Source organism: Azospirillum sp. B21, assembly GCF_008364825.1.
Classification (GTDB): domain Bacteria; phylum Pseudomonadota; class Alphaproteobacteria; order Azospirillales; family Azospirillaceae; genus Azospirillum.
Genome location: NZ_VTTO01000004.1, coordinates 447,508 through 470,832 on the forward strand (window position 1 = coordinate 447,508; position 23,325 = coordinate 470,832).

General features: G+C 68.6%; 24 protein-coding genes. 12 read left to right on the forward strand and 12 right to left on the reverse strand.

Features of this window, described 5'->3' with window-relative positions; translation table 11 throughout:
- Positions 1-98 precede the first annotated feature (98 nt).
- On the forward strand, positions 99-1,250 hold the full coding sequence (locus tag FZ983_RS13285) for a hypothetical protein (RefSeq protein WP_149223996.1): 1,152 nt from the start codon (positions 99-101) through the stop codon (positions 1,248-1,250).
- 7 nt (positions 1,251-1,257) lie between these two features.
- Here FZ983_RS13285 and FZ983_RS13290 read toward each other — a convergent pair whose 3' ends face one another.
- Complete coding sequence (locus tag FZ983_RS13290) at positions 1,258-1,641, reverse strand: hypothetical protein (protein ID WP_149223997.1); 384 nt, start codon at positions 1,639-1,641, stop codon at positions 1,258-1,260.
- A gap of 249 nt (positions 1,642-1,890) precedes the next feature.
- Between FZ983_RS13290 and FZ983_RS13295 the strand changes: the two genes are divergently transcribed.
- Positions 1,891-2,901 (forward strand): zinc-binding alcohol dehydrogenase family protein, encoded by a 1,011-nt coding sequence (locus FZ983_RS13295; RefSeq protein ID WP_149224053.1) that lies wholly within the window; start codon positions 1,891-1,893, stop codon positions 2,899-2,901.
- A 22-nt stretch (positions 2,902-2,923) separates the two neighbouring features.
- On the opposite strand, the gene FZ983_RS13300 is transcribed toward FZ983_RS13295, so the two are convergent.
- Positions 2,924-3,817: a LysR substrate-binding domain-containing protein gene (locus tag FZ983_RS13300; RefSeq protein ID WP_149223998.1), complete on the reverse strand. Its 894-nt coding sequence runs from the start codon at positions 3,815-3,817 to the stop codon at positions 2,924-2,926.
- A gap of 181 nt (positions 3,818-3,998) precedes the next feature.
- Between FZ983_RS13300 and FZ983_RS13305 the strand changes: the two genes are divergently transcribed.
- Entirely contained in the window at positions 3,999-4,517 is a 519-nt protein-coding gene (locus tag FZ983_RS13305; protein ID WP_149223999.1) for a substrate-binding domain-containing protein, read from the forward strand.
- Between the two features lie 21 nt (positions 4,518-4,538).
- Here FZ983_RS13305 and FZ983_RS13310 read toward each other — a convergent pair whose 3' ends face one another.
- A complete protein-coding gene (locus FZ983_RS13310) occupies positions 4,539-6,092 on the reverse strand; it encodes an ATP-binding protein (protein ID WP_149224000.1) in 1,554 nt (517 codons plus the stop codon).
- Between the two features lie 610 nt (positions 6,093-6,702).
- On the opposite strand from FZ983_RS13310, the gene FZ983_RS13315 reads away from it, so the two are divergent.
- Positions 6,703-8,571, forward strand: coding sequence for a GGDEF domain-containing protein (locus tag FZ983_RS13315; protein WP_149224001.1), 1,869 nt, complete (start codon positions 6,703-6,705; stop codon positions 8,569-8,571).
- Between the two features lie 29 nt (positions 8,572-8,600).
- Here FZ983_RS13315 and FZ983_RS13320 read toward each other — a convergent pair whose 3' ends face one another.
- The 6 genes from FZ983_RS13320 to FZ983_RS13345 form a co-directional block, all read right to left on the reverse strand.
- Entirely contained in the window at positions 8,601-9,380 is a 780-nt protein-coding gene (locus FZ983_RS13320) for an ABC transporter ATP-binding protein (RefSeq protein WP_149224002.1), read from the reverse strand.
- A 1-nt stretch (position 9,381) separates the two neighbouring features.
- Positions 9,382-10,242, reverse strand: coding sequence for an ABC transporter ATP-binding protein (locus FZ983_RS13325; RefSeq protein ID WP_149224003.1), 861 nt, complete (start codon positions 10,240-10,242; stop codon positions 9,382-9,384).
- 2 nt (positions 10,243-10,244) lie between these two features.
- The gene (gene nikC, locus FZ983_RS13330) at positions 10,245-11,165 is read right to left on the reverse strand and encodes a nickel transporter permease (RefSeq protein ID WP_149224004.1); all 921 of its coding nucleotides are present in this window, start codon (positions 11,163-11,165) and stop codon (positions 10,245-10,247) included.
- Positions 11,162-12,172 carry an ABC transporter permease gene (locus FZ983_RS13335; protein ID WP_149224005.1) on the reverse strand — a complete coding sequence of 337 codons (1,011 nt, stop codon included), beginning with the start codon at positions 12,170-12,172 and terminating at the stop codon, positions 11,162-11,164. The genes nikC and FZ983_RS13335 overlap by 4 nt, the downstream gene beginning before the upstream one ends.
- A 283-nt stretch (positions 12,173-12,455) precedes the next feature.
- A complete protein-coding gene (trxB, locus tag FZ983_RS13340) occupies positions 12,456-13,460 on the reverse strand; it encodes a thioredoxin-disulfide reductase (RefSeq protein ID WP_149224006.1) in 1,005 nt (334 codons plus the stop codon).
- Between the two features lie 51 nt (positions 13,461-13,511).
- Positions 13,512-15,440, reverse strand: a complete 1,929-nt coding sequence (locus tag FZ983_RS13345) for a hypothetical protein (RefSeq protein ID WP_149224007.1) — start codon at positions 15,438-15,440, stop codon at positions 13,512-13,514.
- Between the two features lie 358 nt (positions 15,441-15,798).
- Here FZ983_RS13345 and FZ983_RS13350 point away from each other — a divergent pair, with 358 nt between their 5' ends.
- The 8 genes from FZ983_RS13350 to sigJ all read left to right on the forward strand — a co-directional run bounded on the left by FZ983_RS13350 (position 15,799) and on the right by sigJ (position 21,457).
- Positions 15,799-16,254: an Rrf2 family transcriptional regulator gene (locus tag FZ983_RS13350; RefSeq protein ID WP_111067213.1), complete on the forward strand. Its 456-nt coding sequence runs from the start codon at positions 15,799-15,801 to the stop codon at positions 16,252-16,254.
- A gap of 165 nt (positions 16,255-16,419) precedes the next feature.
- The gene (cysK, locus tag FZ983_RS13355) at positions 16,420-17,379 is read left to right on the forward strand and encodes a cysteine synthase A (protein WP_149224008.1); all 960 of its coding nucleotides are present in this window, start codon (positions 16,420-16,422) and stop codon (positions 17,377-17,379) included.
- A 152-nt stretch (positions 17,380-17,531) separates the two neighbouring features.
- Entirely contained in the window at positions 17,532-18,323 is a 792-nt protein-coding gene (locus FZ983_RS13360) for a hypothetical protein (RefSeq protein ID WP_149224009.1), read from the forward strand.
- Positions 18,324-18,415: 92 nt separating this feature from the next.
- The gene (gene moeB / locus FZ983_RS13365) at positions 18,416-19,204 is read left to right on the forward strand and encodes a molybdopterin-synthase adenylyltransferase MoeB (RefSeq protein WP_188092318.1); all 789 of its coding nucleotides are present in this window, start codon (positions 18,416-18,418) and stop codon (positions 19,202-19,204) included.
- Positions 19,205-19,238: 34 nt separating this feature from the next.
- Positions 19,239-19,703 carry a DsrE family protein gene (locus tag FZ983_RS13370; RefSeq protein ID WP_149224010.1) on the forward strand — a complete coding sequence of 155 codons (465 nt, stop codon included), beginning with the start codon at positions 19,239-19,241 and terminating at the stop codon, positions 19,701-19,703.
- Positions 19,704-19,745: 42 nt separating this feature from the next.
- A complete protein-coding gene (locus tag FZ983_RS13375; protein ID WP_149224011.1) occupies positions 19,746-20,003 on the forward strand; it encodes a hypothetical protein in 258 nt (85 codons plus the stop codon).
- Between the two features lie 105 nt (positions 20,004-20,108).
- Positions 20,109-20,561 carry a carboxymuconolactone decarboxylase family protein gene (locus tag FZ983_RS13380; RefSeq protein ID WP_149224012.1) on the forward strand — a complete coding sequence of 151 codons (453 nt, stop codon included), beginning with the start codon at positions 20,109-20,111 and terminating at the stop codon, positions 20,559-20,561.
- A complete protein-coding gene (gene sigJ / locus FZ983_RS13385; RefSeq protein ID WP_149224013.1) occupies positions 20,558-21,457 on the forward strand; it encodes an RNA polymerase sigma factor SigJ in 900 nt (299 codons plus the stop codon). The genes FZ983_RS13380 and sigJ overlap by 4 nt, the downstream gene beginning before the upstream one ends.
- A gap of 28 nt (positions 21,458-21,485) precedes the next feature.
- Here the strand turns inward: sigJ and FZ983_RS13390 are convergent, their stop codons facing one another.
- From FZ983_RS13390 to FZ983_RS13400, 3 genes are all read right to left on the reverse strand, one after another.
- Positions 21,486-21,860: a response regulator gene (locus FZ983_RS13390; RefSeq protein ID WP_149224014.1), complete on the reverse strand. Its 375-nt coding sequence runs from the start codon at positions 21,858-21,860 to the stop codon at positions 21,486-21,488.
- 77 nt (positions 21,861-21,937) lie between these two features.
- Positions 21,938-22,699: an HAD family hydrolase gene (locus FZ983_RS13395; RefSeq protein WP_149224015.1), complete on the reverse strand. Its 762-nt coding sequence runs from the start codon at positions 22,697-22,699 to the stop codon at positions 21,938-21,940.
- 92 nt (positions 22,700-22,791) lie between these two features.
- On the reverse strand, positions 22,792-23,190 hold the full coding sequence (locus FZ983_RS13400) for a hypothetical protein (RefSeq protein WP_149224016.1): 399 nt from the start codon (positions 23,188-23,190) through the stop codon (positions 22,792-22,794).
- Positions 23,191-23,325 lie beyond the last annotated feature (135 nt).

Sequence of the window (23,325 nt, forward strand, 5' to 3'; positions counted from 1 at the left end):
AAAATCGGTGCCGGTCCGGTCCTTCTCGTTGGGATCGGCGGCCAGAGGATTGTAAAGTTCTGGAGAAGAGCAACCAGAACGCCGACAGGAGCGGTCCGATGTTCCCCGACCATGGTCACCGTCGCATTTCCGTGGCGTCGCCCGACGATATCGCCACGGCGCGGCGGATCGCGGCGGAGCGGGCTGACGGCGTGCTGGCCGCCGAAGAGGCCGCCCGTTTGGACCGCCTCGTGGCGTCGTTGTGCGGATATGCGCTGAACCGTCCCGATGGGACGCTGCTGATCGCCCGCATGCGGTCCGGAGCCGGGGTCGAGTGCCTGGCGTACGACCGCGATCCCACGACGACCGAACTGCCGCCGGACCTGATCCAGGGGCTTGGCGCCGATCTGGAGGAGGCGCGGCGGCTGGCCGACCGTTTCCACATCCACGCCACGCCGGGCATCGGGTCGGCGCTGCTGGTCCGCGTGCTGCGCCCCGGTGCCAACGATTCGCCGCCCGCCGACGCCATGGCGGAGGTCGGAGCGGTGATGGTCGAGCGACAGGGTGGCGAAACCGTCCGGCGCGGGCCCTTCATCGACCATTGGTTCGTCCGCTGCTCCTCCGCCCGCGGGCCGGACGGTCCCTGTGGAATCGCGCTGATGATCGACGGCGAGACCGAGCCGGATGATCAGGCGGCCGATCAGGAGGCAGGCGGAGCCGGTGAGAAGGCACCGTCCGGGCCGTTCACCAGGATGACGCCGGACGTGATCGCGCAGGTCGGGACGGTGGTCGCCGCGACTGTGCCCGATCTGCCCGCCCCCGTGGTGGTCAACGCCATCCGGCGCGACCTGAGGATTCGGCCCGAGTTGGGGCTGTCCCACGATCCGGTCCTGAAACGGATCGGCCGGTCCGCCCTGGCGATTCTGCGATTCGACGGCAAGGCGGTCGATTACACGGCGCTCGGCACCCTGGCCGGCGCGGTGGTGCGCCCGCAGGAGATGCTGGCGCTCGGTGCCCGCTGGGCGATGGTGGGATTCAATCCGCGGGCTCCGGCGTCGGTCCATCTGCTGTGGGGACCGGGCGATCATGTGGTCCTCTACACCAGCGGCTGCGCCCGGTTGCCTGCCCTGTTCATCCACCGGGACCTGCACAAGGTCGAACCCACTCTGGCCGCACTCGTCCTGCTTCGCGACGGCGTCGTGCGCGACGACGACCACACCATCCTGGTCCTGCGAAACCGCGTCGACCGCGTTCCCGCTTCCGCCGGCTGAGTGTCCGTCAGCGGCCCCAGCCGTGCGGGCCGCCGGGGCGTTCCCACGCATGCGGGTCGCCGTTATGGTCCCCTCCGCCCCGGTTGCCCCAGTTCCCCCGGTTGCCCCAATCCCCTCGATTGCCCCGATCCCCGCGGTTTCCCCAATCCCTGCGATTGTCCCACCCCCGTCGGCGCCAGCCGCGGTCGTCATCCCATGTGCGATAGCGATAGCCGGGCTGCACGACGACCGGCGGCGGAACCGCGTATACGGTCGGGGGCGGCACCACCACGGTCTCGCCATAAGCGGGGTAGTAGGGATCGTACCCACCCGTGGCGACGCAGCCCGAAAGTGCGGCGGCGCTCGCGGCCAGGAGCAGGGCGGTCAGGATCTTGGGGCGGACGATGCTCATGGCCTTGCTTTCCGTTGCAGAGACCGGACTCGGCGGTGAGGCTGGTCATCGGTACAAACACCTCAGCTCGCCCGGCTATTCCATACCCCCTTGGCGTCAATCCGTTCGCCCACCGATTCATGGGGCGATGCATAGGGCGATCGATCATGGAAAGGGATGGATGAAACAAGAACTATGAATTTAACATATCCTGTGGACGCCGCCATCCTGCGCCTCGACTTCTTCTCCATCCTTGAAGGCGAGGCCATCATGAAAGCCACCGGTTACCGCAAAAGCCTGCCCGTCGCCGACATCGACGCGCTGATCGATGTCGAGATCGACCGCCCGACCCCCACCGGCCGCGACCTACTGGTCCGGGTGGAGGCGGTTTCCGTCAATCCCGTCGACACCAAGCTGCGCCGCAACGCCGCTCCCGCCGATGGCGATTTGCGCATCCTGGGCTTCGACGCCGCCGGTATCGTCGAGGCGGTCGGACCGGATGTCACCCTGTTCCGCCCAGGCGACGCCGTGTTCTATGCCGGCTCCATCGACCGCCCCGGCACCAACGCCGAGTTCCATCTGGTCGACGAGCGCATCGTCGGCGCCCGCCCAGCCAGCCTGAGTGTCGCGGAGGCTGCCGCCCTGCCGCTGACCGCCATTACGGCGTGGGAGATGCTGTTCCACCGCCTGGGCCTGCCGCGCGACGGGGGTGAGGGCAAATCGCTGCTGATCGTCGGCGGGGCCGGCGGCGTCGGCTCCATCGCCATCCAACTGGCCCGCCGGCTGACCAAGGTTCGCGTGCTGGCCACCGCCTCGCGGCCGGAGACCGCCGATTGGGTGCGCGAGCTGGGTGCCCATGACGTGATCGACCACAGCAGGCCGATGGCGGAGCAGGTGAAGGCGCTGGGGCTGTCCGGCGTCGAATACATCTTCTCCACCACCGCGACCGACCGCCATTTCCAGGATCTGGTCGAACTGGTGGCGCCGCAGGGCTGCATCGGCCTGATCGACGACCCCGAGCCCATCGACGTACGCCTGCTGAAGCGCAAGAGCGTCTCGCTCCATTGGGAGCTGATGTTCACCCGCCCACTGTTCCAGACCAACGACATGATTGCCCAGCATGAACTGCTGAACGAGGTGTCGCGTCTGGTCGATGCCGGCATCCTGCGCACCACGCTGACGGAAACGCTGGGCCGTATCGACGCCGCCACCCTGCGCAAGGCCCATGCCCTGATCGAATCGGGCAAGGCCCGCGGCAAACTGGTGCTGGAAGGCTTCTGACCGGTCGGCTCGCCCCCCCCGTTCAACCCGCCAGGGCAAGCGGCGGGCGGGCCGGGTACATGGCCGACAGACTGTCCAGAATGAAGCCGACCAGAGGTTCGGCGAGGCGGCGGTTGCGCGCCGTCTCGCCGAAGATCGCCATTTCGACGTTGCCGAGTTCGGGCAGGCCGTCCTCCACGCCCAGCCGGCGCACGCCCTCCGGTATGGAGGACTCGCTCAGCACCGCCACGCCCAGCCCGGCGCGGACGGCGGCCTGAACCCCCATGACGCTGCCGCTGGTGTAGACCACCCGCCAGGGGCGCCCGGCCTCGCCCAGCGCCGCCAGCCCGCGGTTGCGGAAGACGCAAGGTGCGGGCAGGGCGCAGAAGGGAAGGGGGCCGTCGGCAGGGATCTCCAGCCCGGGGGCCGCGACCCAGCGCATCGGTTCGGTCCAGATGCCGCGTCCCCGGCTGTCACCCGCGTCGCGGCGGGAGATGACGAGGTCCAGGTCACCCCCATCCAGCGCCGAGACCAGTTCGCCGCACAGGCCCACCCGTACGTCGATGTGCAGGCGCGGGTGCAGCTTGGCGAAGCGGCGCAGGACATGGGGAAGATGGTCGGACAGGAAATACTCCGCCACGCCCAGGCGCAGTTCGCCCTCCGCCGCCGGTTCGGCGAAGCGGCGCACCGTCTCGTCGTTCAGGTCCAGCAGGCGGCGGGCATAGCCCATCAGCAGCTCGCCGTCATGGGTCAGCGCCAGCGACCGGCTGGTCCGCTCGAACACCCGGCGGCCGAGCGTGTCCTCCAGCTTCTTGATCTTGACGCTGATCGCCGACTGGGTCCGGCCCAGCCGTTCGGCCGCCGCGGTGAAGCCGCCGGCCTCCGCCACAGTGACGAAGGCGCGCAGCGCGTCGATCTCCAGGTCGGGCAGGGACATGAGGATACATTCCGAACAATGATCGTTAGCGCGCATCCTATCGGAATCGTTCATGGATGGCGAGCGGCGCATTGGGACAAGCGGCGGCCAAGCCGTTGAACCGGGACGTGGGCATTCTCATTGTCAGCCCTCCGGGCCTTGCCGCCCGGATGCCCGATGATCCCGAGGAGAGAGACGTCCGATGACCCGTTTTCCCGCGCCGGCCGGTAGTTTGGCCCTCGCATTCGCCGCCGCGGTCCTGCTTGCCGGCTGCCAGATGCCGGGCACCATGCCGCCGCAACAGACCGCCGCCCTCCCGCCGCCGGCAGTGCCGAAGCCGCCGCCCGAGGCCCGCGGTATCTGGATCGTCGGCAGCCCGGCCCTGCGCGGCACCGTTGATCAGGCGGCAGCCAAGTATGACGGCGGACCCGACACCAAGCCGCGTCTTGATGCCCGCGGCACCGCCGCCGGCTTCCGCGCCTTCTGCGGCGGGGTCGGGCTGGATCATCCCGACATGGTGGCCTCCGACCGCCCGATCGGCGCGGCCGAATACCAGCGCTGCCGCACCGCCGGCATCACGCTGACCGAATACGCCTTCGGGCCGAAGCGCTTCGTCTACGTCAAGGACTCGCACATGATGGCGGTGCCCGGCGTGAACGATTTCGTCGCCAGCTGGGGCCAGAGCGGCAAGCCGGTGAGCGCGCCGACCGCGGGGAGCTGAGAGGCGGAGATCGAGGGAGAATTACCCCGCCGCGAACAATCCGCCCTCGTCGGGGGCGTCGGCCGCGTCGTCGGCGTTCGGATCGCCGAGCGCGGTTTCCCACCCCAGTGCCGGCAGGCTGATGGCGCGGGTGTTGCCGAGGCCGCTGCGGCTGGTGATGAAGCCACGCTGTTCCATGTAGGTCAGCAGGCGGCGGCCGCGTCCCTTCGACCGGCTGCCGCAGGCGCGGGCCACGTCGGCGTCCGATGGGCAGGGGGCGTGGTCCAGTGCCGCGCGGGCCAGCAGCAGGAAGACCGGCTGGATGTCCTCCGCCAGGGTGGCGGCGACCTCCGTCGCGCGTTGCCAGGCGGGATCGTCGCCGCGGCCCGCCCCGACGCGGGCGGTCGCCAGACGACGGCGGAAGGCGGGCAGCGCCAGCCGGTCGCCATCCACCCCGCGGCCCCGGCAGCGCACCAGGAAATCCTGGTACAGCACGGCCAGCGAGCGGTAGGGCGCCTCCGGATCGGCCAGCACCTCGGCCAGAACCTGATCATATTGCGCCTCGCGCTCGGCAGCCTGCTCAGGCGTTTCCTCCGGCTCCAAAGGCAGCAGGGCGGGCTGTTCGGCGGCGCTGTCATCCGGGGATGGCGGCGGGGCGGCGGGACGGCCACGCGCCAGCTGCGCCATCAGGTCGGCGCTGGCCGAGGTCGAGGGGCGGCGGACATAGCGCGGCGGCTCAGGTTCGGTGGTGGTGAAGATCAGGTCGCGGGCGTCCTCCACCGGGGTGGCGGGTGGCGGCATCAGCGTCGGGCTGCCGGTGCGGCCCTGGGTCTCCACCGCGCCGATGCGCAGGGGCAGCGGCCGGCGCGACAGGGCCGGGCCGAGCGCGATGAAATGGCCGCGCTCCAGATCGCGGAACATCTCCGCCTGCCGGCGCTCCATGCCCAGCAGGTCGGCGGCGCGCGCCATGTCGATGTCGAGGAAGGTGCGGCCCATCAGGAAGTTGGACGCCTCGGCCGCGACGTTCTTCGCCAGCTTCGCCAGACGCTGGGTGGCGATCACCCCGGCCAGCCCGCGCTTGCGCCCGCGGCACATCAGGTTGGTCATGGCCCCGAGCGAGACCTTGCGCGCCTCGTCGGACACCTCGCCGGCGGCGGAGGGGGCGAACAGCTGCGCCTCGTCCACCACCACCAGCATCGGATACCAGAAGTCGCGGTCGGCATCGAACAGCCCGCCCAGGAAGGCGGCGGCGTGGCGCATCTGCATTTCCGCGTCCAGCCCTTCCAGGTTCAGGACGACGGAGACGCGGTGCTGGCGCACGCGGGCGGCGACCGATTGCAGGGCGGCCTCGCTGTGCTCGTCAGCCTCCACCACCACATGGCCGAAGCGTTCGGCCAGCGTGACGAAGTCGCCTTCCGGGTCGATCACCGCCTGCTGCACCCATTGGGCGCTCTGTTCGATCAGCCGGCGCAGCAGGTGCGACTTGCCGGAGCCGGAATTTCCCTGAACCAGCAGACGGGTCGCCAGCAGCTCCTCCAGGTCGAGCGTCGCGGCGCCGCCCGCGTTCGTCGCTCCCATGTCGATGCCGACCTTCATCCCGCTCGCCTCCCGCTCACCCGAACCGTCCCCGTTGGGGAGGGCCTTCCTATAGCGCAGGCGGGCGCGGCGATACGAGGATTCGATTCGGCGCGGCTGGGCTGCAGACGGGGAGCCACTCTCCGGCCGATTGAGCGGTTATGGCGCGGATGAGCGCTCCGGTGGTGGGGCGGGTCTTGCGGCGGAGGGCGGTTTGACTATAGTCTTGCGGACAGGAGGGTGCGGTGCCAGCCGCACCCCCCGTCCGGTCCGGTTACTTCAGCAGGTCAAGGATCACCTTGATCAACTGAAGCACCAGGACCAGGAGTACGAGTGCTTTTTCCACTCTGTGCTCCCAGGTAGGTGGGACGCGGGCGGTGGCCTGTCCGCCGCCCGGTTCCCACCATTGCATGCATAGCGATGCAGGGTGGTATGGGCAACGCGCATTCCACCGCACCGTGTTCAGACCTCATCTATGATCAACCCGCGTTTTGGCGCGACTGAATCCTCCGCGTTCCCGACGGGTGGCGGCGTCGTGCGACAACGCCGGGCTGTGGTCATGAAAACGCAAACAAGCTCTGTTACAAGCAGATGCCGATTTACTGCGGGATCGGCGCTGGCGGACCGAGCGATGACTGTGCTGACCACCACCATAGCCGGGACCAAAGCCGGACTGACGGAAAGCGACCACGCCGGGTCCTACGGCGCGAACTGGAACGCCGTTCGTTCCGCCGATGGCGATGTCGCGGCGTTCGATTGGGCATCGGCCGTCGGGCTCTTGCGCTATGCCTTCCAACCCATCGTCCAGCTGCGGTCCGGCCGCTGCCATGGCTATGAGGCGCTGCTGCGCGGGTTCGAGCGCACCGGCTTTTCCAATGCCGGCGAATTGCTGGACGCCGCCGAGGCCGCAGGATTGCTGGCGATGGTGGAGACCGCGCTGCACGCCAAGGCGGTCGCCGCCTACCGCGCGCTGGCGGGCTGGAGCGAGGCGAAGCTGTTCCTGAACCTGGACGCCCGGCTGATCGGGCAGCCGGACTCACCCTGGCTGGCCCGTGACCCCGCGGCGTCCCGCAACAGCGGCATCGTGCTGGAACTGTCGGAGAGCCGTCCGGTGCCCCGCGGCGTCGCGGTGGACGCGGCGGTGGACCGCTACCGCCATGGCGGGGTCGCCATCGCCATCGACGATTTCGGCGTCGGCCATTCCGGTCTGCGGACGCTTTACGAGGCGCGGCCGGACTATGTGAAGATCGACCGCTTCTTCATCGCCGGCATCGACGCGGATTCGCGCAAGCGGGCGCTGGTGGCGGCCTTGGCCGGCCACGCCCATGCGCTGGGCATCCAGATCGTGGCGGAGGGGGTGGAGACCGTCGCCGAGTTCTACACCTGCCGGGATCTCGGCTGCGACTTCGCCCAGGGCTTCCTGATCGCCCGGCCGCGGGTGGATTTGACCGGGCTGCCCAACCGCTATGCCATCGTCGAGGATCTCAACCGCCAGGACCGGCGCCAGCCCAGCGAGTCGCACCGCCGCCTGTCGGAGGTGATCGAGCGGCTGCCGCCGCTGCGGGTCGATTCGCGCAAGACCGAGTTGCTGGACTATTTCCGCCGTGACGGCAGCGCATCCATCGCCCCGATCGTGGACGAACAAGACCGGCCACTGGGGCTGATCCGGGAACGCGACCTGAAGCGCTTCGTCTATTCACGCTTCGGTGGGGAGTTGCTGCGCAACCGTGGATTGGGCGACCGGCTGGACGATCTGGTCATCCGCTCGCCGGTCTGCGACATCTCCATGCCGCTGGACCGGGTGATCGAAGCCTTCTCCACCGAATCCGCCGCCGACGGCATCATGATCGTCGAAGGCGGCGCGTATGCCGGCGTGCTGTCGGGCGGCGCGCTGCTGCGGCTGGTGCATGAGCGCAATCTGGCGATGGCGACGGACCAGAACCCGCTGACGCGCCTGCCCGGCAACGCCGCCATCCTGCGTCACATCGAAGGGGCGCTGGCCGATGGTGCGCGCAGCCATGTGCTGGCCTATCTGGATTTCGACAACTTCAAGCCCTTCAACGACAATTTCGGTTTCCGCCAGGGCGACCGCGCCATCCTGATGTTCAGCGAGCGGCTGAAGGCCTGGGCCGGCAGCGCCGGGGCGGCCATCGACGCCGACGCTTTCGCCGGCCACATCGGCGGCGACGACTTCTTCCTGGGCGTCAGCGGCGGGGAGGAGGGCGAGGTGCTGGCCCGGCTGGCGGAACTGCTGGCCCTGTTTCGCTCCGACGCCGAAAGCCTGTACGACGCCGAAACGCGGGTCAGCGGCGGCTTCCTGGCGAAGGACCGCTATGGGGCGGTGCGGCGTTTTCCGCTGCTGGCGGCCAGCGGCGTCGCCGTGGTGATCCCGCCCGGCTGCCACGGCCTGACCCCGGACACCATCAACGCCGCCATCGCCGACCACAAGGCCACCGCCAAGGGGGCGGAGGACAAGCTGTGCGTGGCGCGGCTGGCGTGAGGGGAGTCAGGGTGCGGTTGCCCCCTCCCTCACGCGTAATCCCGGAAGCTCTCCGCCGTCGCGCGGTCGTAACCCAGGCTGGCACGCAGGAGCTGCAACGTGTAGGGCTCGCGCGCCGCACCGCGGCGCAACTCCTCCACCGTCATCTCCTCCACCAGCCGCCCGCGGTTCATCACCGCCAGCCGGTCGCACAGATTGGCGACGACGGCGAGGTTGTGGGTGACCAGCACCATGGTCAGGCCATGCTCGGCCCGCAGGCGGCGCAGCAGGTTCAGGATCTCCGCCTGGACCGAGACGTCGAGGGCGGAGGTCGGCTCGTCCAGCAGCAGGACGCGGGGCTCCAGAACCAGGGCGCGGGCGATGGCGACGCGCTGGCGCTGGCCGCCGGAGAGCTGGTGCGGATAGCGGAAGCGGAAGGCGGGGCCGAGCCCGACATCGCGCAGCACCCGGTCGATGCGGGCGTCGGCATCGCCCAGCCCATGGATGGCGATCGGCTCGGCCAGGATGCGGTCCACGGTGTGGCGGGGGTGCAGCGAGCCGTAGGGGTCCTGGAACACCATCTGGCAGAGCTTGTAGAAGCCCTTTTGCCTCTTCGGTCCCTGCTCCGTGCCGGCGACGGCGATGCGGCCGGTCCAGTCGTCGTTCAGGCCGCTGACCGCGCGCAGGACGGTGGACTTGCCGGAGCCTGACTCGCCGACCAGTCCGAAGCTTTCCCCCTCCCGCACCGACAGGGTGACGCCGTCCACCGCGGTGACGGCGTCGGCGCCATCGCCGAAACTGACCCGCAAATCTTGGATGTCGATCATCATCCTACGCCTCCAGCCACGCGGGGTCGCGGCTCAGCACCGGCAGGTCGCCCGGCGGCTCGTCGATCTTCGGCAGGCTGGCCAGCAGGCCGCGGGTGTAGGGGTGTTGGGCGGCGTGCAGGTCCGACGCGCGGCAGCTCTCCACCACCCGGCCGGCATACATGATCAGGATGCGGTCGCAGAAGGAGGCGACGAGGTTCAAATCGTGGCTGACGAAGATCATGCCCATGCCGCGCTGGGAACAGAGGTCGTCCAGGATCGCCAGCACCTGCATCTGTACAGTGACGTCCAGCGCCGAAGTCGGCTCGTCGGCGATCAGCAGGTCGGGGTCGGGGATCAGCATCATCGCGATCATGATGCGCTGGCCCATGCCGCCCGACACCTCGTGCGGGTAGCGGTCATAGACGCGCTCCGGATCGCGGATGCGCACGGCGGCCAGCATCTCCAGCGCGCGGCGCTTCGCCTCGGCGGCGCCGGCCTTGCTGTGGACGCGGTAGGCCTCGGCGATCTGGCGGCCGACGGTCATCACCGGGTTGAGCGAGTATTTCGGATCCTGCATCACCATGGCGATGCGCCGGCCGCGGATGTCGCGCATGCGCTTGGCCGAGGCCGTCAGCAGATCCTCGCCGTTGAAGGCCAGCCGGTCGGCGGTGACCCGGCCCGGCGGCGGCACGAGGCGCAGGATGGAGCGGCCGGTCATCGACTTGCCGGAGCCCGACTCGCCGACGATGCCCAGCTTTTCCCGACCCAGCGTGAAGGAGACGCCGCGCACCGCCTCGGCCATACCGGTGCGGGTCGGGAAAGCGACGCGGAGGTTGGAGACTTCCAGCAGGGGGGCGTTGTCCGTCGTCTTTCTATCGGTCATCGTCAGTCCCCCTTCGGGTCCAGCACGTCGCGCAGCCCGTCGCCCAGCAGGTTGAAGCCCAGGCTGACGATGAAGATGGCGAATCCCGGCATGGCGGCGACCCACCATTGCTCCAGCACATATTGCCGGCCGCTGGCGATCATTGCCCCCCATTCTGGCAGCGGCGGCTGGGCGCCCAGCCCGAGGAAGCCAAGGCCGGCGGCAGTCAGAATCACGCCGGCCATGTCCAGCGTCGTCCGCACGATCAGCGAGGCGACGCACAGCGGCATGATGTGGCCGAGGATGATGCGCAGGCTGGACGCTCCCTGCAGCCGGGCGGCGCTGATGAAGTCGGCGCGGCGGACGGTCAGCGTCTCCGCCCGCGCGATGCGGGCATAGGGCGGCCAGGAGGTGATGGCGATGGCGATCACCGCATTCTCGATGCCGGGGCCGAGCGCGGCGACGAAGGCCAGCGCCAGGATCAGCTTGGGGAAGGCCAGCGCGATGTCGGTGATCCGCATCAGCACGGTATCGACCCAGCCGCCGAAATAGCCGGCGACCGTGCCGATCACCAGCCCGGCCAGCGGCGCCGTCGCCGCCACCAGCGCCACGATCATCAGCGTCAGCCGTGCGCCGTGGATCAGGCGGGAGAGGATGTCGCGCCCGAAGGCATCGGTGCCCAGCCAATGGGCGGCGCTCGGCGGCAGCAACCGGTTGTTCAAATCCTGGGCATAGGGGTGGTAGGGCGCCAGCACCGGGGCCAGTGCCGCGACGATGACCAGGGCCAGCACGATCAGCAGCCCGGCGACGGCCAGCCGGTTGCGGCGGAAGGCGGTCCAGCCGGCCCAGGCGCGGCCCAGCCGGGCCTGCGCACGGGACTGTGGCGTGTCGGTGGTCAGCCAGTCGCGCCAGCCGGCGGATCGGGGGTCGGTGCGCGCGGTCATCGGGCTCGGGGATCCAGAAGGCGATAGAGCAGGTCGGACAGCAGGTTCAGCGCGATGAAGACCGCGCCGACCACCAGCGTCCCGCCCAGCACCGCGTTCATGTCGGCGCTGAGCAGCGAATTGGTGATGTAGAGCCCCAGGCCGGGCCAGGCGAACACCGTCTCGGTCAGCACCGACCCCTCCAGCAGCCCGGCATAGGACAGGGCAATGACGGTGATCAGCGGCACCGCGATGTTGCGCAGCGCATGGCCCCAGACCACGCGGGTCTCCGACATTCCTTTCACCCGGGCGGTGGTGATGTATTCCTGGCGCAGTTGGTCCAGCATGAAGCCGCGCGTCATCCGCGCGATGTAGGCGACGCTGTAGAGGCCGAGGATGGCGGACGGCAGCACCAGATGCTGGACGGCATTCCAGAAGATGTCGGTTTCGCCGGCCAGCAGGGCATCGACGGTGACGATGCCGGTCACCGCATCGACCATTCCCTCATAGAAGACGTCGACCCGGCCCGGTCCAGGCACCCAGTCCAGCTTGGCGTAGAACAGCAGCAGCGCCATCAGACCCAGCCAGAAGATCGGCAGCGAATGACCGATCAGGCCGAGGAGGCGGATGGCATGGTCGGGCCAGCGCCCGCGATTGACGGCGGCGAACACCCCGGCCGGTACGCCCAGCACCGCGCCGATGACGACCGCGACCGTCGCCAGTTCCAGCGTTGCCGGGAAGACACGCAGCACATCCTCCAGCACCGGGCGGGAGGTCAGCACCGAGGTGCCGAGGTCGCCCTGAGCCACGTCGCCGACATAGCGGAGGAACTGCTGCCACAGCGGCAGGTCGAGGCCCAGCTGCGTGCGCATCTGCGCATAGCTTTCGGCATTCGCCCGGTCGCCGAGCGCCGACAGGACCGGATCGATCGGCACCACGCGCCCGATCAGGAATGTGACCAGCAGTAGGCCCAGCAGGGTGGCGGCCACCGTGACCAGCAGGGTCAGGCCGCGTTTCAGCGTAGGCAAGAGGACTCCCTCGCGGTTGGACGCGCCCAGTCGAACGCGCTCAAGGGAATCACAGTCGGGGCTTTGTGCAAAGCCCGTCAAGGGCATAGGGGGGATGGGGGGTGGCGTGGGTGCTGTGGATGCGCCGCTTGCCCCCTCCCTATCCCTCCCCCGCGTTCCGCGGGAGAGGGGATTGGCTGCTAGGTAGCGTGACGATTTGCAAAAGAGCGGCGGAGTTCCCTCTCCCGCTTGAGCGGGGGAGGGTTAGGGAGGGGGCATCCGTCGCTTGAACTCAACCCTCAGCTCACCAGGTCCCCGCCGGGCTGGGATCGCCATGGGCACCGGCGGCCGGCTCGTGGTGGGCGAGCCAGCGCTCGGCCTCCAGCGCGGCCATGCAGCCCATGCCGGCGGCGGTGACCGCCTGACGGTAAACCTTGTCCTTCACGTCGCCGGCGGCGAAGACGCCGGGGATGTTGGTGGCGGTCGAATCGGGCACGGTGACGATGTAGCCCGACTCGTCCATCTCCACCTTGCCCTGGAAGATGCCGGTCGCCGGCACATGGCCGATGGCGACGAAGACGCCGGCCACCGGAATGACGCGCTCCTCGCCCGACTTGACGTTCTTCACGCGCACGCCGGTGACGGCGCGCGGATTGCCCATCGTCCCGTCGCCCTCGCCGACGATCTCCTCGACCGTGCTGTCCCAAACCACCTCGATCTTCGGGTGGCGGAACAGGCGGTCCTGCATGATGCGTTCGGCGCGGAAGCTGTCGCGGCGGTGGATGACCGTCACCTTGGTGGCGTGGTTGGTCAGGTACAGCGCCTCCTCCACCGCGGAGTTGCCACCGCCGATCACCGCCACCTCCTTGCCGCGGAAGAAGAAGCCGTCGCAGGTGGCGCAGGCCGACACGCCGAAGCCGCGATAGATCTCTTCCGTCGAGATGCCGAGCCAGCGCGCCTGGGCGCCGGTGGCGATGATGACGCTGTCGGCGGTGTAGGTGTCGCCGCTGTCGCCCTTGCAGACGAAGGGACGCCGGGTGAAGTCGACGTCGGTGATCAGGTCGAACACCATCTTCGTGCCGACATGCTCCGCCTGCTTCTGCATCTGCTCCATCAGCCAGGGGCCCTGGATCGGATCGGCGAAGCCGGGGAAATTCTCCACATCGGTGGTGATCATCAGCTGGCCGCCCGGCTGCATGCCCTGGACCATCAGCGGTTCCAGATTGGCGCGCGCGGCATAGATGGCGGCGGTGTAGCCGGCCGGGCCGGCGCCGATGATGAGGACCTTGGTGTGGTGCGTGGTGGCCATGGGTCTGATCCCGCAGTGATCGGCAGAAGGGAGTTTGCGATTGGAACGGTTCTAGAAACCGAACATATGGTCGAGGCTGAAGGCGCTTTCACCAGCAGCAAGGCAGCCATGGTAGCCGAACAGGCGGCAGGTGGTGTCGCGGATCAGCACATAGGCATGATCGCCCGCCGCAATCCGTTCCGCTTCCGAAAACATCTCGTGATAGCGCCAGAAACGTGAGCCACCACAGGGGATTTCCAGCCGCTTCCGCGCCACCTCCACGCCGTCGCGGCGCCGCAGGATCAGCTTGGTGTCCGACAGGGCATGCCATGGCGTCGAGGCAGGGTAGACGAGGTGACAGAGCGTGTCCCACGGGTCGGTGCCCAGCCGCAGGAACAGGCGGGTCGACAGGCCGGGCGCACGGCCATGGTAGCTCTGCGGTTCGTCGCGGTAGACCATCGCCATGTTGAACATATGGCTGCCGAAGCTGGTCTCCGCCACATGGCCGGTGTTTACGTCCTCGTAACGGACCAGCGCGTGCAGCCAGCCGTCGGCAACCGTTCCGGCTTCGAAATCATAGACCAGTTCGACGTGGCCCCAGCCATCGACGACCGTCCTGTCGGCGACCAGCCCGGTGACGTCCAGCGCCCTGCTGTCGGAGCGCTTGAGGTTGCCGAAGCGGTGTTCCGCCACCGCGGCGCCGTTGCGGTCGTAGACCACGGCCTTCACCGGAAGTTCGGTCTGCGCCGTGCTCATCGGCGTCGGCAGCAGGGTGGTGCGCCAACGGCCCATCGGCAGCAGCGGCGCCGGCAGGATGTGGCCCTTGCCGACCACGCCCTTGTCCACCGCGCCGCCGGTCAGCAGCGGCAGCTTGGGGTCCGGCTTCAGATCGGTGCGTTCCACATTGGCGTGGGCCATGCGGCGGCGGCCGTCGGCGGCGACGATCTCGTAGCGGGGGCGGACGAAATGCTTACCGGCCTGCACCTCGAACTGCTGAGGCCAGCGTGCTTCGGGGAACAGGCTGGCGGTGTCCAACTCGACGGTGGCGAAGGCCGGGACGGCGCGGTCGAGCAGGCGGATCTCCGGCGAGCCCATCAGGTTCAGCCCGACAGCGCCGGCCGGGATCGGGGTGGGGTGGCTGTTCTGGATCCACAACGACACCCGCTCTCCCTCGCGCGGGGCGGGCAGGCCGGCATAGAGATCGGCCGGCCAGGCGTTGGCGTCGTGGGTGCAGGACAGCACCGTCTCGTCGTCGCCATAGGTGTCGAGCGCGTATTTGACCACGTCATGCCCGGCGGCGCCGATGATGTGGAGGAACAGCGAGCCGCAGAAGGGGGACAGGTTGAAGCGCTCGCGCACCTGCCGGCTGTCGATCACCACCGTGCCGTCGGTCGGCGGCATCGGCTCCGTCCAGTCGGCGATCGGGCGTCCCTCGCCGTCGAACAGGCAGGCCCACAGCCGGGTGCCCTTGGCACCGTAGCGCGGCCAGTAGTTGGCCGACACCACGCGGGTATGGTGGCCGTCGCCGTCGCGGAACCAGGCGAAATTGGTCGCCCAGTTGAACTTCGACAGGTAATGGCCGGGGTCGTTCAGCATGTCTTCCGGCACGCGCATGGCGTCCAGAGAGACGACACCTGCCTGCTTCGGGATCAGGTGGGCGATGTGGCCTTCCAGGCGCTGCGAATCGAAGGCGACGATGAAGACGGTGCGGGCGCCGCTGGTCGGCAGGTCCGTCACCGGGCGGGCGGCGTGGCCGAACACCTCTTTCCCGACCTGCTCAACATCCTGGACATAGATGCCGCAGACCGGCACCGCCGACAGGTCGTAGAATTCGGCCAGACCGGACAGCAGGCCCATCGGGTCATAGACGGCCACCGGCCCGTAGGAGGCCAGCCGCGATATCAGGATCGCGGCCTTGGGCGCCGCCAGGGGATGGCCCACCGCCTTGAAGAAGCTGGAGCCGCCGGTGACGTTGGAAAAGGTCTCGATCCGAAGGGACATCAGGGCACACACGCGCGATAGCAAAGCCAGGGCGTCGGTTATAGCCCCTTCGGCCGGGTAGGCGACAGTGATTTGCAGGCGACCGGATTTTGTCGGAGCGCATCTGGATCGCCGTGCCGTGACGGCGGCACTGCCGGACGTGCCGTGTGTGCAGGAGGGCTTTTTCCCGAGTCTGTCTGCGACAAATCCTGTTGTGAATTCCCGTGCCGGAGGTGTAAAACGCCTTTAACCAACAGGCGGGAATGGGGGAGATGACGACGTTTCCACCTGCGGACCGGTACGAGGCCGGTGCCGGCAGGATCCGTCGGTTCCCTTGCTGCCGCGATACGCACAGTCAGAATACCGGGAGTCGCTCGTGATGCTCCGCATCTCCAAGAAGCTGATGTTCGCCATCGAGGCGGTCCTCGACATCGCCTACAACGCGGGCACCGAGCCGGTGCAGTCCGGGGAGATCACCCGGCGCCAGGGCATCCCGAAGCGTTACCTGGAGCAGGTGCTTCAGCAGCTGGTGCGCGAAGGCGTGCTGGCCGGGGTGCGGGGACCGCGCGGCGGTTACCGGCTGGCGCGCGAGCGGCGGCGGATCACGCTGGGCGAGATCGTGCGGGTCGTCCGTTCGATGGAGACCGCCACCGATCCGATCGAAGAGCCGGCGGGCTCCATCCTCGGCCATCAGGTCGTGCGTCCGCTGTGGGGCGAATTGCAGGAGGAATGCATGGCGAAGCTCGACACCATCACGGTCGAGGATCTGTGCATGCGCGCCCGGCGCGCCGGCGTGGAAAGCGAAACCGAGGACCGGATCGACTTCACGATCTGAAGCTTCGGCCGAGGCTTCAACGGAAATCAGCGGGGTCGTATGAACGGCCCGGCGCCCCCACTTCCCGTTTGAACCCTACTTCCCGTTTGACAGGCCACCCGCGCTGGATAATGCTCGGCCTGGGGTGTTGAACTCACTTATAACACAAATCTCAGAGGTGGAATCATGGCTGCACCCGAATTCCGTGGCAAGATCTATGACAGCATCCTCGATACGATCGGCGCCACGCCGCTGGTGCGGCTGAACCGCCTCGCCGAGGATGCCGGGGTCAAGGCCCAGATCCTTGGCAAGCTGGAGTTCTTCAACCCGCTGGCCAGCGTCAAGGACCGCATCGGCAGCGCCATGATCGAGGCCGCGGAGGCCGCCGGCACCATCGCCCCCGGCCGCACGACGCTGGTCGAGCCCACCTCCGGCAACACCGGCATCGCGCTGGCCTTCGTCGCCGCCGCCAAGGGCTACAAGCTGATCCTGACCATGCCGGAAAGCATGTCGGTCGAGCGGCGCAAGATGCTGAAGCTGCTGGGCGCCGAGCTGGTGCTGACCCCGGCGTCGGAAGGGATGAAGGGCGCCATCCGCAAGGCGGAGGAGATCCTGGCCGCCGACCCGAACGCCTACCTGCTGCAGCAGTTCAAGAACGCCGCCAACCCGGCCGTCCACCGCGCCACCACGGCGGAGGAAATCTGGAAGGACACCGACGGTCAGGTCGATTTCCTGATCTCCGGCGTGGGCACCGGCGGCACCCTGACCGGCACCGCCGAGGTCATCAAGTCGCGCAAGCCCTCTTTCAAGGCCGTGGCGGTGGAGCCGGAGGACAGCCCGGTCCTGTCCGGCGGCATGCCGGGCCCGCACAAGATCCAGGGCATCGGCGCCGGCTTCGTTCCCGACATCCTGAAGAAGGAGCTGATCGACGAGGTGGTGCGCATCTCCAACCAGCGCGCCTTCGAAACCGCCCGCAAGGTCGCCCGCCTGGAAGGTGTTCCGGTCGGCATCTCGTCGGGTGCGGCGCTCGCCGCGGCGCTGGAGGTCGGCGCCCGTCCTGAGAACGAGGGCAAGCAGATCGTCGTGATCCTGCCGTCCTTCGCCGAGCGCTACCTGTCGACCGCCCTGTTCGAAGGGTTGGAGTAACCGCCGACGCTGCGGAGCGGGGCGGTGCCGCCTCCCGCTCCGCAGCCTATCCGCGAAATTCCGGCCCGAAATTTGACGGAATTCGCGGCTTGCGCTATTCTCTCCGGCGTCAGCAGAGCAATTTCCGTCCGCGCCGCCGGGGAGTGACCGCCATGTCGGATGTGACCGCCGCCACCTATGTCCCGAACCTGTCGAGCAGTTCCTTCTCGCAGTTGAAGGGGCAGACGACCAAGATCGGCGTCGACGGGGCCAATGCCGACACCCAGACCTTCACGGTCAGCAAGGCCGGCGAGTTCAATTTCAAGGTCAACGATACCTTCACCAACGTCGAGATCCGCAACGACCGGAACGAGGTGGTTACGACCATCCGGTCGAAGGAATCGGCGTCGGACGCCACCGCGCGGCTGGGGCCGGGCACCTACACGGCGACCATTTCGCAGGCCAACCGGGCGGCGGGCGTGCGCGATTATTCGCTGGACGTCACCGAACGGCAGAACATCCTGGTGACCGGTGCCGGCGCGACGTTGAAGGGCACCGCCCAGCCGCCGGGCAACGGCGACACCGGCGTGCAGAAGCACACCTTCAATGTCCTGCAGGGCGGCAGCTTCACCGCCAACATATCGCTTCCCAACACGCGCTGGGCGATGATGGACAAGGACGGCAAGGTCGTCGCCGCCAGCGACTCGGGCAAGCCCGATTCCCAGCAGACATTCCTGCAGAAGCCGACCTACAAGCTGGAGCCCGGCCAATACACGATGGTGGTGGTCCCGCCGTCGAGTATGAAGTCGCCGACCGATTTCATGCTGAGCCTCGTGCCGCGCAATGCGGAGCTGTCCGAGACGGGACTGAACCAGGAAAGCGCCATTTCCAAGACTCTGCGCGAACGGCAGACCCGGCTGCGGCAATGGGCGTCGGAAGCGAAGCCCACCTCGACCAGGGTCTGACGGCCATCGAGATGCCGGGCGGCATCCGCGTGTCGGAAAATGCTGCATCGAATGTTGCTGAAACGGTGCGGCCTTGCGCTATGCTGCCGGCCATGGACTTCACGGACACCCAGCTTCACCGCTATTCCCGCCACATCGTGCTGCCGGAAGTCGGCGGCATCGGGCAGGAGCGGCTTCTGCGATCCAAGGTGCTGGTCGTCGGCGCCGGCGGCCTTGGCGCGCCCCTTCTCCTGTATCTGGCGGCGGCCGGCGTCGGCACCATCGGCATCGTCGATGACGACACGGTCGACCTGTCGAACCTGCAGCGGCAGGTGATCCATGACGAATCGACGCTCGGCCGCCCGAAGGTGGAGAGCGCCGCCGCCCGCATCCACGCGCTGAACCCCGATGTCCGGGTGGAAGCCCACCGGATGCGGCTGAACCGCGACAACGCGATGGACCTGATCGGCCGCTACGATCTGGTCGCCGACGGGTCGGACAATTTCGCCACGCGCTTCCTGCTGAACGACGCCTGCTTCCTGGCCGGCAAGACGCTGGTGTCGGCGGCGATCCTGCGCTTCGACGGACAGCTGAGCACCTTCAAGGCCCATCTGGGCGCGCCGCACCCCTGCTATCGCTGCCTGTTCCCGGAACCGCCGCCGCGCGGCACCGTGCCGTCCTGTTCCGAAGGCGGGGTGCTGGGAGCGCTGGCCGGTTTCGTCGGTTCGCTGCAGGCGACGGAGGTGCTGAAGGAGCTGCTGGGATTGGGTGAAAGCCTGTCGGGCAGCCTGCTGATGATGGACACGCTCTATGCGTCCTATCAGCGCATCACCATCAGGCGGGATCCCGACTGCGCGCTTTGCGGCGATCATCCGACCATCCATGACCTTTCCGCCCACTGACGGGCGCCACGGGAAAGACGGGAGGCGGCCCATCATGTCCACCACCATGTCGCAATCCTCGGCCGAGAGCACCTCGGCCCTGTCGATCGTCCTGTTCGCCGGCGGCTTCGACCGCGTCCATTACGCCCTGGTGATGGCCAGCGCCGCGGCGGCCACCAACCGCAAGGTCACGCTGTTCTTCACCGGCCGCGCGCTGCGTGCCCTGGTGCATGAGAGCGAGCCGGGGGTGCTGGGCTGGCACGATCTGGACCCGGCTGACGACGGCAGCTCGCCGGTGGCGCGCGACCGCTATTTCGCCACCCACGGCCTCGCCACCTTCGAGGAACTGCTGGAGGCCTGCGTCGCCATGGGCGTGACGGTGATGGCCTGCGAGATGGGGCTGCGGGCCCTCGGCCTGCCGCCGGGCGTGCAGCTGCGCGCCGACGTGCCGGTCGCCACCGGCGGCGTCGTCACCTTTTTGAACGACGCGCCCAAGGGCGGCGCCATGCTGTTCATCTGACACCATTCTCCGAATCTGTTCATCTGATCTGGCGGAAAGAGCATGAACGACAACCGCGAGATCCTCGACCTCGCCAACCGTTTCGAGTCGATTGCCACCGACGGGTTCGAAGGGCGCCCCTACCGGACGGCGCTGGCCGGTCTCGCCCGCCATGTGCGGGGCCATGCCGGGCTGGCGCCGCAGGTCGCCCATGCCCTGGGCGTGATGATCCGGCTGATCGGCGAAAGCGATCCCGAAGGCCGCTTCGCCGCCAAGACCACCATCCTGCAGGAAGCCGTGGAGTTGCTGACGGAGGATTAAGGACCGCCGTGGCAGCCTTGATCGGGGCGCGAGGCTGCCATGCGTCACGCCGGAGCGGCTCGCCCCGTCATGGGGGCGATGACACTCCATACGAGGATGCGAACCATGGCTTTCCGTTTCACCGTCGCCACCGATGCGCCGTCCCTGTTCGCCACGCTGTACGCCACCGCCAAGACCATCCGCGGCAGCGGCCTGCCGACCGGCTTGATCCACCTGATCGACCTGCGCGTGTCGCAGATCAACGGCTGCGCCTATTGCATCGACATGCATACCAAGGAAGCCCGCCACGACGGCCAGTCGGAACAGCGCATCGCCGCCCTTGCCGAGTGGGAGCGGTCGGATCTGTTCCTGCCCGACGAACGCGCCGCTTTCGCCTGGGCCGAGGTGCTGACCCGCGCCCAGCATGACCGCATCGACGAAGCGTACCGGGCGCTGCAAAGCCATTTCAGCGCCGAGCAGATCGCTCAACTGACGGTGACGGCTGCGCAGATCAACGCCTGGAACCGCATCGGCATCGCCCAGCACATCGAAGGCACCGCCGTCGGGATGGCGGCGTGACGGCGCTGGCCGACCCGGAGACCGCGCTCGCCGCCTTCGCGGGCGAGCGGGCGCGGCTGCGCGCCTTGGCCTACCGGCTGCTCGGGTCGGTGGCGGAGGCGGAGGACACGCTGCAGGACGCCTGGCTGCGCTGGTCCGCGGTGGCGCCCGGCAGCGTCGGGTCGGCCCCCGCCTTTCTGACCACCCTGGTGACTCGGCTGGCGCTCGACCGGCTGCGCTCCGCCCGGGTGGCGCGGGAACGCTATTACGGGCTTTGGCTGCCCGAACCGGAGGTCGCCGGCTGGGCCGATGGGACGGACGAGGTGGCCGACGCCGAGTCGGTGCCGATCGCGATGCTCCTGCTGCTGGAACGGCTGGCGCCGGACCAGCGCGCGGTCTTCGTCCTGCGCGAGGCGATGGACCTGGATTACGCGGAGATCGCCCAGACTCTCGGCAAGTCGGCGGAGGCCTGCCGCCAGATCCTGCGGCGCGCCCGGGCCCGGCTGGCAGAACCGGCCGCGACGATCAGCGATCCGGATGCGGGGCGCCGTCTGGCCGATGCCTTCGCCGAGGCCAGCGTCCGGCGTGACTACGCCGCCATCGTGGCCCTGCTGTCGGACGATGCCCAATGGCTGAGCGACGGCGGCGGCATGGTGCGGACGGCGGTCAATCCGCTCTTCGGCGCCGACCGCATCGCCCGCTTCCTGATGGGCGTCCAGCGCAAGCGGGGCGTCGGATTCGGCTTCGTGCCGGTGCGGGTGAATGGCGGACCGGGGCTTCTCACCGAACTGGGGGGCTCCTTCCGCAGCGTCCTGGCCTTCGACATAGCCGGCGGCCGCATCCGGCGGATCTACCAGATCGCCAACCCGCAAAAGCTGGAGCATGTTGCGGGATTCGGAGACACCGGCGTCCAATAGGGAAAAGCGGCAGGGCTCATGGCTGGGCCTATGCCGTCGCCTCGTCCAGCCAGCGGTCGAGTGCGGTCAGGTCGACCGGGCGGGGCAGGATGGGGAAGGGAGCATTCTGCACGCGCCGGCCGGTCATCAGGATGCGCGTCTGCGGATAAAGCATCGCCGCCAGCGCCGCGGCACGATCGCCCTCGTCGCCTTCATGCTCCAGCGGCAGCAATGCGACGACCGGCGCCTCCGCACCGATGATGGTCAGCGCCTCCAGCGCATCGTCGGTCTGCGAAACCTGAAAACCGCGGCCGGACAGATGGCCGGCCAGCGCCTCGCGTTGGATGCGGTCGGCATCGGCCACCACGGCCCGGCGTCCGCCATAGCCCGGTATCCGGATGTCGGCATCGATGCTGAAGCTCACGTTTCCCCTCCGTCCATCATGTTTTCTTTATGGACGTCTGGGAGTATGCGGGGCTGCAGACAGGTTGTAAACGGCTGCTACCTGCGGTTCGACCTTCGTCGAATGCGGATCACTTCGCCCTTGTGCATCAGCGCCAGCATCGGCAGATCGCTGGGGTGGTTGCCGTAGCCCCAGGTGGCGGCGACCGGGCCGTTGCCGGCGATCCAGGCGGTCACCCGTTCCGCCTTGTCCAGTCGCACGCAGTTGGCGGTGCTGAGGCTGCCGGTCAGCTTGCCGTCCGCCACCTCCATCCCCGTGGCCAGCAGGTCGTCCACCTCCAGCCCGCGCAGAAGTGCGGGCATGTAGAGGTCGAGCGCGCCGGTGGCGACCACCACCCGGCGCCCCTGCCGGCGATGCTCCTTCAGCACCTCCAGCATGGGCTGGTGCCAGCGGACGCGGGGGACCATCCGCTCCGCCGCGGCCAGCGCGTCGGCCACCGGCAGGCCGCGCAGGGTACGCTTCAGATAGATGGCCTTCACCGATCCGGGAAAATCGCAGCCCGGCCCGCGGCCGCGGACATGACGGTGCATCGCAGAGCGGATGGCGTCGGCCAGAGCCAGCGCGGCGCGGCGCCGGCCGATCACCTCGCCGACGAACATCGGCAGGCTGTCGCCGTGGATCAGCGTGCCGTCGAAGTCGAAGAAGGCGACGCCGGACGGACCGCATACCGGCGAATCGGAGGCCGGCGAATCGGATGCCTGCAAATCGGAGGCCGGCAATTCGAGATGCTGCGCCGGCAGGAGCGCCGGCTGCGCGAGGCTGGTCCGGGGCGCGGGATCGGGAAGGTGGGTGGTCTGCATGCGCCGTTTATCCGGCCGCCGTGGCACGGCGGGCAAGGTCTTTTACGGCAACCCTGGGGACGGATCCCGGTCTGCCGCGAGCCGCAGAGCCGTCAATGCAGCATCGTCGGGCCGCAGGGCGTTTCGAACAGCGGGCCGTCCTCAGCCCCGTCCTCGTTCCCCTCATCGCCCTCTGCGGCATCCTCGGCCTCCTCAAGCTGTGCGATCAGGTCGCCGGAAGCCTCCTCCAGACCGGCCTTGACGGCGATCAGCAGGTTGATGATCTCGCCATTGTCCTGCTCCAGGCTGCGGACCCGCTCCTCCAGCCGGTCGATGCGGCGCAGCAGCAGGTCCGACAGTCGGTCCAGCCGTTCGAGAACGGGATCCGGGCCGACAGGAGTCGGGCCAACAGGAGCCGCGGCGGTGATTTGGGCGTTGATCGGTTCAGCCCCGGACTGGATCGGCGGGCTTTCGGGCCGGGTGTCGGGGCGGTCGTCGTGGCGGTCATCCATGGTGCGGCCGGTTCCGGTCAGTGAGGTTTGCTCCTCGCCTAACCTTGGGCCGTCGGCCCGCAAGGTCCAGTCCGGCACCCGATGCACCCCGCAAGCGATGGCCGCCTGACCCGCCCGTTGCGCGTGTGGCGATTC

Excerpts from the sequence above, each read along its gene's own strand:
- FZ983_RS13295 (WP_149224053.1), top strand. The coding sequence starts at position 1,891 with ATGAAAGCCACCGGTTACCGCAAAAGCCTGCCCGTCGCCGACATCGAC.
- FZ983_RS13350 (WP_111067213.1), top strand. The coding sequence starts at position 15,799 with ATGCTCCGCATCTCCAAGAAGCTGATGTTCGCCATCGAGGCGGTCCTC.
- FZ983_RS13370 (WP_149224010.1), top strand. The coding sequence starts at position 19,239 with ATGTCCACCACCATGTCGCAATCCTCGGCCGAGAGCACCTCGGCCCTG.
- FZ983_RS13305 (WP_149223999.1), top strand. The coding sequence starts at position 3,999 with ATGACCCGTTTTCCCGCGCCGGCCGGTAGTTTGGCCCTCGCATTCGCC.
- FZ983_RS13300 (WP_149223998.1), bottom strand. The coding sequence starts at position 3,817 with ATGTCCCTGCCCGACCTGGAGATCGACGCGCTGCGCGCCTTCGTCACT.
- FZ983_RS13285 (WP_149223996.1), top strand. The coding sequence starts at position 99 with ATGTTCCCCGACCATGGTCACCGTCGCATTTCCGTGGCGTCGCCCGAC.
- FZ983_RS13320 (WP_149224002.1), bottom strand. The coding sequence starts at position 9,380 with ATGATGATCGACATCCAAGATTTGCGGGTCAGTTTCGGCGATGGCGCC.
- FZ983_RS13400 (WP_149224016.1), bottom strand. The coding sequence starts at position 23,190 with ATGGATGACCGCCACGACGACCGCCCCGACACCCGGCCCGAAAGCCCG.
- FZ983_RS13325 (WP_149224003.1), bottom strand. The coding sequence starts at position 10,242 with ATGACCGATAGAAAGACGACGGACAACGCCCCCCTGCTGGAAGTCTCC.
- nikC (WP_149224004.1), bottom strand. The coding sequence starts at position 11,165 with ATGACCGCGCGCACCGACCCCCGATCCGCCGGCTGGCGCGACTGGCTG.
- moeB (WP_188092318.1), top strand. The coding sequence starts at position 18,416 with ATGGACTTCACGGACACCCAGCTTCACCGCTATTCCCGCCACATCGTG.
- FZ983_RS13310 (WP_149224000.1), bottom strand. The coding sequence starts at position 6,092 with ATGAAGGTCGGCATCGACATGGGAGCGACGAACGCGGGCGGCGCCGCG.
- FZ983_RS13315 (WP_149224001.1), top strand. The coding sequence starts at position 6,703 with ATGACTGTGCTGACCACCACCATAGCCGGGACCAAAGCCGGACTGACG.
- trxB (WP_149224006.1), bottom strand. The coding sequence starts at position 13,460 with ATGGCCACCACGCACCACACCAAGGTCCTCATCATCGGCGCCGGCCCG.
- FZ983_RS13375 (WP_149224011.1), top strand. The coding sequence starts at position 19,746 with ATGAACGACAACCGCGAGATCCTCGACCTCGCCAACCGTTTCGAGTCG.
- FZ983_RS13395 (WP_149224015.1), bottom strand. The coding sequence starts at position 22,699 with ATGCAGACCACCCACCTTCCCGATCCCGCGCCCCGGACCAGCCTCGCG.
- FZ983_RS13290 (WP_149223997.1), bottom strand. The coding sequence starts at position 1,641 with ATGAGCATCGTCCGCCCCAAGATCCTGACCGCCCTGCTCCTGGCCGCG.
- FZ983_RS13380 (WP_149224012.1), top strand. The coding sequence starts at position 20,109 with ATGGCTTTCCGTTTCACCGTCGCCACCGATGCGCCGTCCCTGTTCGCC.
- FZ983_RS13345 (WP_149224007.1), bottom strand. The coding sequence starts at position 15,440 with ATGTCCCTTCGGATCGAGACCTTTTCCAACGTCACCGGCGGCTCCAGC.
- FZ983_RS13360 (WP_149224009.1), top strand. The coding sequence starts at position 17,532 with ATGTCGGATGTGACCGCCGCCACCTATGTCCCGAACCTGTCGAGCAGT.
- cysK (WP_149224008.1), top strand. The coding sequence starts at position 16,420 with ATGGCTGCACCCGAATTCCGTGGCAAGATCTATGACAGCATCCTCGAT.